Origin of the sequence: Pseudomonas bananamidigenes, assembly GCF_001679645.1 — a bacterium.
GTDB classification, from domain to species: domain Bacteria; phylum Pseudomonadota; class Gammaproteobacteria; order Pseudomonadales; family Pseudomonadaceae; genus Aquipseudomonas; species Aquipseudomonas bananamidigenes.
The window spans coordinates 181,682-193,855 of sequence record NZ_LRUN01000010.1 but is presented as its reverse complement, the minus strand read 5'-3'; the positions used below and the strand labels follow the sequence as shown (position 1 = coordinate 193,855).

Sequence of the window (12,174 nt, the reverse complement as noted above, 5' to 3'; positions counted from 1 at the left end):
GGAGCGTGGGAACGATCACGGAGTAATCTTCAGAACGACCGCACAATCCGCCCCAACGTCTCCATCGCTTTCTCCGAGGCTTCGGTCCACGGGCTGCCGTAGTTCAAGCGGATGCAGTTCCTGAATCGCTGGGTCGGCGAGAAGATCGGCCCCGGCGCAATGCTGATGCCTTGCGCCAACGCCATTTGAAACAGCTTCAACGAATCCATCTGCGGTGGCAGTTCCAGCCACAGGAAATAGCCGCCGGCCGGTTGGCTCACACGCGTCTGCGCCGGGAAGTAGCGGGCGATAGCCGCCAGCATGGCGCTTTGTTGTTCTTCGAGGGCGTAGCGCAGTTTGCGCAGATGGCGATCATAGCCGCCGTGTTGCAGGTAGTCGGCGATGGCCGCCTGGGCCGGCATGGAGGCGCACAACGAGGTCATCAGTTTCAGGCGTTCGATCTTCTGCGCGTAGCGCCCGGCGGCGACCCAGCCGATGCGATAACCCGGGGCCAGGCTCTTGGCGAACGAACCGCAATGCATCACCAGACCTTCGGTGTCGAAAGCCTTGGCCGGTTTCGGCGCCTGTTGGCCGTAATAGAGTTCGGCGTAGACATCGTCCTCGATCAACGGCACCTGATGCCGCTTGAGCAACTCCACCAGTTCCTGTTTCCTGGCCTCGGGCATGGTCGCGCCCATCGGGTTCTGGAAACTGGTCATGCACCAGCAGGCCTTGATCGGATGCCGTTCCAGGGTCTGGGCAAGCACGCCAAGATCGATGCCGTCGCGCGGGTGCACGGGGATTTCCACGGCTTTGAGCTTCAAACGCTCCAGCACCTGCAGGCTGGCGTAGAACGCCGGGGCTTCGATGGCCACCAGGTCGCCCGGTTCGGTCACTGCTTGCAGGCACAGGTTCAGCGCCTCCAGAGCGCCGTTGGTGATCAGCAGTTCTTCCATCGGCAGCATCAGGCCGCCGACCATGTAGCGCAGGGCGATCTGGCGGCGCAGTTGCGGGTTGCCCGGCGACATGTCGGTGACCACCATGCGCGGATCCATCTCCCGGGCGGCGCTGGCCAGTGAACGGGACAGGCGTTGGAGCGGGAACAACTCGGGGCTGGGAAACGCCGAACCGAACGGTACGGTGCTCGGGTCCTTGATCGATTCCAGCACCGAGAACACCAGTTCGCTGACGTCGACCCGGGTGGATTCGTTGACGGGGGGGCTGATCACCGGCTCCGAGAAGGGGCTCGGAGCGTGGGTGTTGACGAAGTAGCCGGAGCGCGGGCGGGCGCGGATCAGGCCGCGACGTTCCAACAGGTAATAAGCCTGGAACACCGTGGACGGGCTGACGCCATAAGTCTGGCTCGCGTAGCGCACTGATGGCACCCGCTGACCAGGGCCGAGGACGCCGGAGCGGATCAGTTCAGCGATGTCGTCGGCGAATTTTTCGTAGCGTTTCATCTTGGGTCCGGATTGATTTCTTTCTGAAAGACCGTGTCGCCTTCATTCACGAGCGGGCTCGCTCCCACCGTTGACTGCATTCCCTGTGGGAGCGAGCCTGCTCGCGAATGGCCGCGCCGCAGTCTAAGGGATCAGCGATTCATCGGCGCAACAAACCGGCTCTTCGCCACGCTGTAAATCTCTGGCTCATTACTGTCGGCAATCTTGAAACTCAAGGTCTGCGAGCTGCTGGTTGCACGTTCGGTGGTCATGGCCACGGACACCGGCACATCGACGATCTCGCCCGGCGCCAGGCTCAGCTCGGTCTTGCCCTGGAGCTGGAAGCCGTCGCCGTCCACCAGACTCAGGTTGTAGTCCTGACGTTGCTGGGTCTTGTTGATGACCTTGAGGGTGTAGATGTTCTCGATCTGGCCCTGTCCGTTCTCGCGGAACAGGCCACGGTCCTTGGTCACGTCCAGCGACACCATCGGTCGTTCGATCAAGGCCAGGGTGAGAGCGCCGATCATCACCACCAGTACCGTGACGTAGCCGATCAGGCGCGCACGCAACAGATGCGTCTTGCCCCCCTGCAACTCACGCTCCGAGGTATAGCGGATCAGGCCCCGCGCATAGTTCATCTTGTCCATGATCGAATCGCAGGCGTCGATGCACGCCGCACAGCCGATGCATTCCATTTGCAGACCGTCACGGATGTCGATGCCGGTCGGGCAGACCTGCACGCACAACTGACAGTCGATGCAATCGCCGAGACCGGCTTCGGCCGGTTTCACGTCGCGCTTGCGCGGGCCACGGTTTTCGCCACGGGCGGCGTCGTAGGAAATGGCCAGGGTGTCCTTGTCGAACATCACGCTCTGGAACCGCGCATACGGGCACATGTGCATGCACACCGCTTCGCGCAGCCAGCCGGCGTTGATGTAGGTGGCAGCGGTGAAGAACAGCACCCAGAACAGGCTGACACCACCGATCTGCAGGGTCAGCAGTTCTTCGGCCAACGGGCGGATCGGCGTGAAGTAGCCGACGAAGGTCAGGCCGGTCAGCACGCTGATCGCCAGCCACAGCGTGTGCTTGGCCGCACGCCGCGCGAGTTTGTTCAGGCTCCAGGGTGCCGCTTGCAGCTTGATGCGCTGGTTACGGTCGCCCTCGGTGACTTTTTCGCACCACATGAAGATCCAGGTCCACGAACTCTGCGGACAGGTATAACCACACCAGACTCGTCCGGCGAATACGGTAATGGCGAACAGGCCGAACGCGGCAATGATCAGCAGCGCCGACAGCAGAATGAAATCCTGCGGCCAGAAGGTCGCGCCAAAGATGTGGAATTTGCTTTCGGAAAGATCCCAGAGCACCGCCTGACGGCCTCCCCAGTTCAGCCACACCGTGCCGAAAAACAGCAGGAACAGAAATCCCGCGCCGCTCATGCGCAAGGTGCGGAACAGGCCGGTGAAGCTGCGGGTGAAAATCTGGTTATCGCTGCTGGCGTGTTTCGCCTTCATTGGGCGCGCCGGTACTTTTTTTATTCGGGGAGATGCTTCTACGGTTCGGACGGGGATTCGTTCGCTCATGGTCGTTCGCTCATCAGCCTCCATCAGGCCAATGAACTATGAGCGCCGATCTGTTTGCATAACAGACTCAGGTCTTTCAATAAAAAGCGTATCAGATGGGGTTTTCACCCGGCCCTGCGACAACTTGAAGCAGCTGTAGGCAAGGGGCGCAGGCGCCTATCCCGGACGGCTGCGCGAGATATTGACCGGGGTCAGTCAAATCACCGAATCACCGTCGGTGGCTTTGAGGTGTTTGCGCCCGTCAGCGGCTCCGGCGACGGTCAACGCATCGGCTTCGGCTTCCGTGATGTAGATGCGTCGGCCTTCGATTTCCACGGCGGACATCGATTTTTCACTGTCGGTGATGACCGTCAGGTCGCCGCACAGGCGAATCTGTTCACCGTTTTCAGTGGCGAAGAAACAGGTCTGATTTTCGATGCGCACGGTCATGGGGCTGCCCTTTTTCCAAGAGTGTTGAAAGGTTAGGGCGCCCGTTCGGGTGATCGTTCTACGCAACCGATTAATGGTCGCTGCTGTCCACCGTTCATGACCTCGTCTCAAGGACTGCGCAATGGACGCCTGGTGGCATGAAGTGTGGAAAACCCTGCAAGCGGAATTCGCCGACATCGGTGATGCGTCACAACTGACGCGGATCACCGTGCGGCTGCTGATGGCGGCCGTACTGGGCGGGATTCTCGGTTTCGAACGTGAGCACAAGGGCAAGGCTGCCGGTGTCCGCACGCACATGCTGGTGGCCCTCGGCGCCGCGCTGTTTGTGTTGGTGCCGCAGTTGTCCGGCTCCCAGGCCGATGCGATGAGCCGGGTGGTGCAGGGCGTGATTGCCGGGATCGGCTTTCTCGGGGCCGGCACCATTTTGAAAAATCACGAAGGTGACGAAGGTCACGTCAAGGGCCTGACCACTGCCGCGGGCCTGTGGATGACCGCCGCCATCGGCGTCGCGGCCGGGCTGGGCCGCGAAGCGACGGCGGTGCTAAGTACGTTGCTGGCGCTGGGGATCTTCAGTGTCATGCCACGGATCGTGAAAGTCTTCGAGAAAGATCATGAGCCCTGAGTCAGACAATCACCGGCGGCATGGTGCTCGGTGGCTCTTCCTTGGGCGGTGGTGTGGTGCCCGGTGGTTCCTGTTCCGGAACCGGTTGCGGCTCGGTCTCGGGCAGCACCGGTTTGTCGATGTTCGGATCGGGTGTTTCAGCGGGGATCGGAATACTCATCGGATGAACCTCCGTGTGGCACATGGCGTGAGAAGTGCTTAAGTGGGTTGACCACGTCTGCACGAAATCGATCCGATTTTGTGGCGGCGCAAATCCCTGTGAACTTTTGTCACCGAGGTTCGCTCGGAACCTGAGAGCGTTCATTGCCGGGCACCGGTCTGGTTTTGAGTACTGAACAGGCAACCGTGCGTCCCTGGGGCGTTAAGGAGAGATGCTCGATGACGGCTGAAAAACCCTCCGAACAGAGCTACAACCCGCACATCCCGCTGTCACAGGCGTTGTTGCTGCCGCGCATTGTCATTGAAAACACTCGGCCGACCCTCGATGGCGGGCAGTTTGCCGTCAAGGCCGTGATCGGGCGCGAGATCGTGGTCACCAGCAAGATTTTCGCCGACGGCCACGACAAACTGGCGGTGCGCATCCGCTGGCGAGAGGAAGGCGAGGAAGCCTGGCACAGCGAAGTCATGACCGATCAGGGCAACAATGGCTGGCAAGGTCGTTTCCGGCCACAGCGTGTAGGCCGTTATCTGTACCTGATCGAAGCCTGGATCGATCAGTTCGCCAGTTTTCAGTACGAACTGGAGAAGAAACACCTCGCAGCCGTCCCGCTCAGCCTGGAGCTGCAAGAAGGCCGGACGATGGTGCAACAGGCCGCCGAACGCAGCGAAGGGCCGCTCAGCGAGCGGCTGGCGGCCATGCACCATGAGCTGTCCGGACTGCTCGAAACCGAGCAGGTCGCGCTGTTTCTGCACCCGCAGAGTGCGCAGTTGATGGCCGAAGCCGATCTGCGTCCGTACCTGAGCATCAGCGCGGAATTTCCGGTGGATGTCGAACGGGAGCTGGCCGAGTTCGCCAGCTGGTACGAGCTGTTTCCCCGCTCGATCACCGATGATCCCGCCCGCCACGGCACCTTCAATGATGTACACGCGCGGTTGCCGATGATTCAGGACATGGGCTTCGACGTGTTGTATTTCACACCGATCCATCCGATTGGCCGCAGCCATCGCAAGGGTCGCAACAATTCGCTGACCGCAGGCCCGGACGATCCCGGCAGTCCTTATGCAATTGGCAGCGAGGAAGGCGGGCACGACGCGATTCACCCGCAGCTCGGTACCCGTGAGGACTTTCGTCGTCTGGTGGCGGCGGCTGCCGACCATGGGCTGGAGATCGCCCTCGATTTCGCCATCCAGTGTTCCCAGGATCACCCGTGGCTCAAGCAGCATCCGGGCTGGTTCAACTGGCGTCCGGACGGCACGATCAAATACGCGGAGAACCCGCCGAAAAAATACCAGGACATCGTCAACGTCGATTTCTATGCGCCGGAAGCGATCCCGAGCCTGTGGGTCGAGCTGCGTGACATTGTCGTCGGCTGGGTCGAGGAGGGTGTGAAGATCTTCCGTGTCGACAACCCGCACACCAAGCCGCTGCCATTCTGGCAATGGCTGATCGCCGACGTGCGCACACTGCACCCCGAGGTGATCTTCCTCGCCGAAGCCTTCACCACGCCGGCGATGATGGCGCGACTGGGCAAGGTCGGTTACACCCAGAGCTACACCTATTTCACCTGGCGCAACACCAAGGCCGAACTGGCGAGCTACTTCAGCGAACTCAACGACTCGCCGTGGCGCGAATGTTACCGGCCGAACTTCTTCGTCAATACCCCGGACATCAATCCGGCGTTTCTGCATGAATCGGGACGTCCCGGTTTTCTCATCCGCGCCGCGCTGGCGACCATGGGCTCCGGCCTTTGGGGCATGTATTCGGGGTTCGAACTGTGCGAATCGGCACCGGTGCCGGGCAAGGAGGAATACCTCGATTCCGAGAAGTACGAGATCCGCGTCCGGGATTTCAACCAGCCCGGCAACATCATCGCCGAGATCGCCCAGCTCAATCGCATCCGCCGGCAGAACCCGGCGCTGCACAGCCATCTGGGCCTGAAAATCTACAACGCCTGGAACGACAACATTCTGTATTTCGGCAAGCGCAGCGCTGATGGCAGCAACTTCATTCTGGTGGCCGTCAGCCTCGATCCGCATCACCCGCAAGAGGCCAATTTCGAATTGCCGCTCTGGGAAATGGGCCTGCCGGACGACGCCACCACCCACGGCGAAGACCTGATGAACGGTCATCGCTGGGACTGGCACGGCAAGTACCAGTTCATGCGGATCGATCCGGCGTATCAGCCGTTCGGGATCTGGCGCATTACCGCCTGAACACTGATCCCCTGTGGGAGCGAGCCTGCTCGCGAATACGGGCCAACATTCAATACATATGTTGCCTCTCAAATCGAATTCGCGAGCAGGCTCGCTCCCACAGGTTGCTCATCGTTTGCGAGCCAAGTGATCGGCTCATCGTGTTTATAGAGTTCAACAGGAGTTTCACATGGCGAAGAAAACCAAGTCGGCCACCTTCATCAAGGACCCGCTCTGGTACAAGGACGCGGTGATTTATCAGGTTCACGTCAAATCCTTTTTCGACTCCAACAACGACGGAATCGGCGATTTTCCCGGCTTGATCGCCAAGCTCGATTACATCGCCGAACTCGGCGTCAATACCATCTGGCTGCTGCCGTTCTACCCGTCGCCACGGCGCGATGACGGTTACGACATTGCCGAGTACCGTGGCGTCCACAGCGATTACGGAACCATGGCCGATGCCAGGCGTTTCATTGCCGAAGCACATAAACGTGGTTTGCGGGTGATCAGTGAACTGGTCATCAACCATACCTCGGATCAGCATCCGTGGTTCCAGCGGGCGCGCAGGGCCAAACCCGGTTCGGCAGCCCGCGACTTCTATGTGTGGTCGGATGACGACCAGAAGTACGACGGCACGCGGATCATTTTTCTCGATACCGAAAAGTCCAACTGGACCTGGGACCCGGTGGCCGGCCAGTACTTCTGGCACCGCTTCTATTCGCACCAGCCGGACCTCAATTTCGACAACCCGCAGGTCATGAAGGCCGTGCTGTCGGTGATGCGCTACTGGCTGGACATGGGCATCGACGGCCTGCGGCTGGATGCCATTCCGTACCTGATCGAGCGCGACGGCACCAATAACGAAAACCTGCCGGAAACCCACGACGTCCTCAAACGGATCCGTGCTGAAATCGACGCCAATTACCCTGATCGCATGCTGCTGGCCGAAGCCAACCAATGGCCCGAAGACACCCAACTGTACTTCGGTGAGACCGACGCCGAGGGCGTCAACGGCGATGAATGCCACATGGCGTTTCACTTCCCGCTGATGCCGCGCATGTACATGGCGCTGGCCCAGGAGGATCGCTTCCCGATCACCGATATCCTGCGCCAGACCCCGGAGATCCCGGCCAATTGCCAATGGGCGATCTTCTTGCGCAATCACGATGAACTGACGCTGGAGATGGTCACCGACAAGGAACGCGATTACCTCTGGAACTACTACGCCGCCGACCGCCGTGCGCGGATCAACCTCGGCATTCGTCGGCGGCTGGCACCATTGATGGAGCGCGACCGCCGCCGGATCGAGCTGCTCAACAGCCTGCTGCTGTCGATGCCGGGCACGCCGACCCTGTATTACGGCGACGAAATCGGCATGGGCGACAACATCTATCTCGGCGACCGCGACGGTGTTCGCACGCCGATGCAATGGTCGATCGACCGTAACGGCGGTTTCTCCCGCGCCGATCCGGCGAGTCTGGTACTGCCGCCGATCATGGATCCGCAGTACGGCTTTCAGTCGGTCAACGTCGAAACCCAGGCCGGCGATCCGCATTCGCTGCTGAACTGGACCCGGCGTCTGCTGGCCGTGCGCAAGCAGTCGAAGGCGTTCGGTCGCGGCACCTTGAAAATGCTCTCGCCGGCCAACCGTCGTGTGCTGGCCTACACCCGCGAATACACGGGGCCGGACGGCAAACACGAAATCATCCTGTGCGTGGCCAACGTCTCGCGCAGCGCCCAGGCCGTGGAGCTGGACCTGTCGGCTTACGTGGGCATGGTGCCGGTGGAGATGCTGGGCGGTAATGCATTTCCGCCCATCGGCCAATTGAATTTCCTGCTGACCCTGGCGCCTTACGGTTTCTATTGGTTCGGCCTGGCGGCGGAAAACCAGATGCCGAGCTGGCACGTCGAGCCGGCGCAGAGCCTGCCGGACTTCACCACGCTGGTGCTGAAAAAACGCATGGAAGAACTGCTCGAAGCGCCGTCCCGGGCCACCCTCGAACAAGCCATTTTGCCGAGCTGGTTGCACAACCGCCGCTGGTTCGCCGGCAAGGATGCGGCCGTCGAGCAGGTCCGTCTGGCCTACGGCGTGCGCTTCGGCGATGCGCAGCATCCGGTGCTGTTCAGCGAAATCGAAGTCGGCAGCGGCGGGCAGAGCAGTCGTTACCAGTTGCCTTTCGGGTTCATTTCGGAAGATCAGGTCGGGCCGGCACTGCCCCAGCAATTGGCGCTGGCGCGGGTGCGGCGGGGGCGACAGGTGGGGCTTATTACCGATGCGTTCAGCCTTGAAGCGTTTATTCGGGCGGTTTTACAAGGCATGCAAAGTGGCACGGTGCTGGACTCCAGCGATGGCGAAATCCGTTTCGAGTCCACGCCACAGTTGGACAAGCTCGGACTCGGCGCCGAATCCGAAGTGCGTTATCTGTCCGCCGAGCAATCCAACAGTTCGGTGGTGATCGGCAACAGTCTGGTACTGAAACTGATCCGCAAAGTCGCTTCCGGCGTACACCCGGAACTGGAGATGAGCGCTTACCTGACCCGCGCCGGATTTGCCAATATTTCCCCGTTGCTCGGCTCGGTGATTCGCCGCGACGGGCAGGGCGAAGACAACCTGCTGATGATTGCGCAGGGCTATTTGAGCAATCAGGGCGACGCCTGGGAATGGACGCAGAACAACCTCGAGCGGGCGCTGCGCGATGAACTGGCAGACGCCGTGTCCGAACAGTCGCAGCATTACAACGCCCTCGGCGAGCTGAAGGATTTCGCCGGCATGCTGGGTCAGCGTCTGGGGGAAATGCATCAGGTGCTGGCGACAGCCACCGACAACCAGGACTTCGCGCCGCAGGTCAGTTCGGCCAGGGATGCACAGGCCACCGGCAAGGATGTCGCCGCTCAGGTCGAGCATGCGCTGGTACTGCTCAAACAGCATCAGGGCGAACTCGATGGGGCGGATCAGAAGCTGGTCGGTCGCCTGCTCGACCACAGGAAAACCATCCTCGCCCATGTACAGGAGCTGGCGAAGAAATCCGCCGGCGGCCTGCGCATCCGGGTGCACGGCGATCTGCATCTGGGCCAGGTGCTGGTGATCAAGGGCGATGCGTATCTGATCGACTTCGAAGGCGAACCGGCGCGGCCTCTGGCTGAACGGCGCGGCAAGCACAGCCCCTACAAGGATGTCAGCGGGGTGTTGCGTTCGTTCGATTACGCCGCCGCGATGGCCCTCAATGTGCACAACGTCGACAACAGTCCCGAAGCCGAGGCCGCACGTCGGCGGGTGACCGAACGTTATCTGCGCGAAGCGCGGGAAGCCTTTGTGCAGGCATATCACCGGGCGGCAGCTAGTCTTGATCATGCTTGGCAGGATCCTGAAGGTGCCGACGCCGCGCTGGCGTTGTTCGGTCTGGAGAAAGCGGCCTACGAAGTGGCCTATGAAGCCGAAAATCGCCCCACCTGGCTGCCCGTGCCGTTGCACGGTCTGTACGGGTTGTTGACGGGGCTGAAACCCTTTTCCGATCTTGGTGGAGAGTAGTCATGAGTTTCTCGAACAAGGAACAGGGTCACGTTGAAGAGCGTTTGCTGCCCAAAGCCAGGGACATCGATGCCCTGGTGCGCGCAGAACATCAGGACCCGTTTTCCATTCTCGGCCCCCACGGCGATGGCGCCGGCGGGCAATTCATCCGGGCCTATCTGCCCGGTGCGTTGAGCGTCACGGTGCTGGACAAGGACTCTGGTGAAGAGCGCGGTCCGTTGGCGTTGACCGAGACGCCGGGGCTGTTCGTCGCGCATTTCGAGGATGTGCGTCCTTACCTGTTGCGCACTCGCTGGGCCGGTGGCGAGCAGGTCACCGAAGACCCCTACAGCTTCGGCCAGTTGCTGGGCGACATGGACTTGTACCTGTTCGCCGAAGGCAATCATCGCGACCTCAGCAGTTGCCTCGGTGCGCAGTTGAAAACCGTCGATGGCGTCGACGGCGTGCGGTTTGCCGTGTGGGCGCCGAACGCCCGACGGGTGTCGGTGGTGGGTGATTTCAATGTCTGGGACGGGCGCAGGCATCCGATGCGGCTGCGGCATCCGTCCGGGGTCTGGGAGTTGTTCATTCCGCGCCTGCAGGCGGGGGATCTGTACAAATACGAAATCCTTGGCGCCCACGGCATCCTGCCGCTCAAGGCCGACCCGATGGCACTGGCCACCAGCCTGCCGCCTGACACGGCTTCCAAAGTCGCTTCGCCGTTGCAGATCGACTGGCAGGATCAGGACTGGATGACCGGCCGCCGCGAGCGCCAGCAACACAATGCGCCGCTGTCGATCTATGAGCTGCATGCCGGTTCCTGGCAATGCGAACTGGATGATCTGGGTGAAGTCTCCCGCCAGTACCGCTGGCCGGAACTGGCCGAGCGACTGATCCCCTACGTCAAGGAACTGGGCTTCACCCACATCGAACTGATGCCGATCATGGAGCACCCGTTCGGTGGCTCCTGGGGCTATCAATTGCTGTCGCAATTCGCGCCGAGCGCGCGTTACGGCACGCCGGACGAGTTCGCGGCGTTCGTCAACGCCTGCCATCAGGCTGACATTGGTGTGATTCTCGACTGGGTGCCGGCGCATTTCCCGACCGATGTTCACGGTCTGGCGCAGTTCGACGGCACGGCGCTGTACGAATACGGCAACCCGCTGGAAGGTTTTCATCAGGACTGGGACACGCTGATCTACAACCTGGGTCGTACCGAGGTGCATGGCTACATGCTCGCATCGGCACTGCACTGGCTGAAGCATTTCCACGTCGACGGGCTGCGGGTCGATGCGGTGGCCTCGATGCTCTATCGCGACTATTCGCGCAAGGCCGGGGAGTGGGTGCCCAATCGTCACGGTGGCCGGGAGAATCTGGAGGCCATCGATTTCCTGCGCCACCTCAACGATGTGGTGGCACTGGAGGCCCCAGGAGCGCTGGTGATCGCCGAGGAATCCACGGCATGGCCGGGGGTCAGTCAGAGCACCCAGCAGGGTGGTCTCGGTTTTTCGTATAAGTGGAACATGGGCTGGATGCACGATTCATTGCATTACATTCAGCAGGATCCGGTGTACCGCGCCCATCACCACAACGAGCTGAGCTTCGGTCTGGTGTACGCCTGGTCCGAGCGCTTCATCCTGCCGATCTCCCACGATGAAGTGGTGCACGGCAAGCACTCGCTGATCGACAAGATGCCCGGCGACCGCTGGCAGAAATTCGCCAACCTGCGGGCCTATCTGAGCTTCATGTGGACCCATCCGGGCAAGAAGCTGCTGTTCATGGGCTGCGAGTTCGGCCAATGGCGTGAATGGAACCACGATCAGCAACTGGACTGGTATCTGCTGCAGTATTCCGAACACAAGGGCGTGCAGAAGCTGGTGACCGACCTCAACCGCTTGTATCGCGAGGAGCCGGCGCTGCATGAGCAGGATGATGCGCCGCAAGGGTTCCAGTGGTTGATCGGTGACGACGCGATCAACAGCGTCTACGCCTGGTTGCGCTGGAGCAGGGACGGATCGCCAGTGCTGGTGGTGGCCAACTTCACCCCGGTGCCGCGGCAGTCGTATCGGGTCGGTGTGCCGTTTGCCGGGCGTTGGAACGAGTTGTTCAACAGCGATGCCGACACCTATGCCGGTTCCAATTACGGCAATGGCGGCGGGGCTTTTACCGAAGAGGTCGCCAGCCACGGTCAGGCGTTGTCGCTGGAGCTGAACCTGCCGCCGCTGGCGGTGTTGATTCTCAAGCCCGAGGGTTGACCCC

At 61.2% G+C, this 12,174-nt stretch carries 8 protein-coding genes; 4 read left to right on the top strand and 4 right to left on the bottom strand.

The genetic code is table 11. The features are described 5' to 3' along the window. Positions 1-29: 29 nt before the first annotated feature. From mapR to BBF94_RS05385, 3 genes are all read right to left on the bottom strand, one after another. Complete coding sequence (gene mapR, locus BBF94_RS05395) at positions 30-1,439, bottom strand: GntR family transcriptional regulator MpaR (RefSeq protein WP_065258016.1); 1,410 nt, start codon at positions 1,437-1,439, stop codon at positions 30-32. Between the two features lie 131 nt (positions 1,440-1,570). Next, entirely contained in the window at positions 1,571-3,001 is a 1,431-nt protein-coding gene (gene ccoG / locus BBF94_RS05390; RefSeq protein WP_065258015.1) for a cytochrome c oxidase accessory protein CcoG, read from the bottom strand. A gap of 195 nt (positions 3,002-3,196) precedes the next feature. Next, positions 3,197-3,430 carry a DUF3203 family protein gene (locus BBF94_RS05385; protein ID WP_065258014.1) on the bottom strand — a complete coding sequence of 78 codons (234 nt, stop codon included), beginning with the start codon at positions 3,428-3,430 and terminating at the stop codon, positions 3,197-3,199. Positions 3,431-3,551: 121 nt separating this feature from the next. On the opposite strand from BBF94_RS05385, the gene BBF94_RS05380 reads away from it, so the two are divergent. Beyond that, on the top strand, positions 3,552-4,052 hold the full coding sequence (locus BBF94_RS05380; protein ID WP_065258013.1) for an MgtC/SapB family protein: 501 nt from the start codon (positions 3,552-3,554) through the stop codon (positions 4,050-4,052). A gap of 1 nt (position 4,053) precedes the next feature. Here the strand turns inward: BBF94_RS05380 and BBF94_RS27915 are convergent, their stop codons facing one another. After that, a complete protein-coding gene (locus tag BBF94_RS27915; RefSeq protein ID WP_176704418.1) occupies positions 4,054-4,212 on the bottom strand; it encodes a hypothetical protein in 159 nt (52 codons plus the stop codon). Positions 4,213-4,430: 218 nt separating this feature from the next. Between BBF94_RS27915 and BBF94_RS05375 the strand changes: the two genes are divergently transcribed. The 3 genes from BBF94_RS05375 (at position 4,431) to glgB (ending at position 12,170) form a co-directional block, all read left to right on the top strand. After that, entirely contained in the window at positions 4,431-6,425 is a 1,995-nt protein-coding gene (locus BBF94_RS05375) for an alpha-1,4-glucan--maltose-1-phosphate maltosyltransferase (RefSeq protein WP_065258012.1), read from the top strand. A 169-nt stretch (positions 6,426-6,594) separates the two neighbouring features. Further along, positions 6,595-9,936, top strand: coding sequence for a maltose alpha-D-glucosyltransferase (gene treS, locus BBF94_RS05370; RefSeq protein WP_065258011.1), 3,342 nt, complete (start codon positions 6,595-6,597; stop codon positions 9,934-9,936). Between the two features lie 2 nt (positions 9,937-9,938). Beyond that, the gene (glgB, locus tag BBF94_RS05365; protein WP_065258010.1) at positions 9,939-12,170 is read left to right on the top strand and encodes a 1,4-alpha-glucan branching protein GlgB; all 2,232 of its coding nucleotides are present in this window, start codon (positions 9,939-9,941) and stop codon (positions 12,168-12,170) included. Positions 12,171-12,174 lie beyond the last annotated feature (4 nt).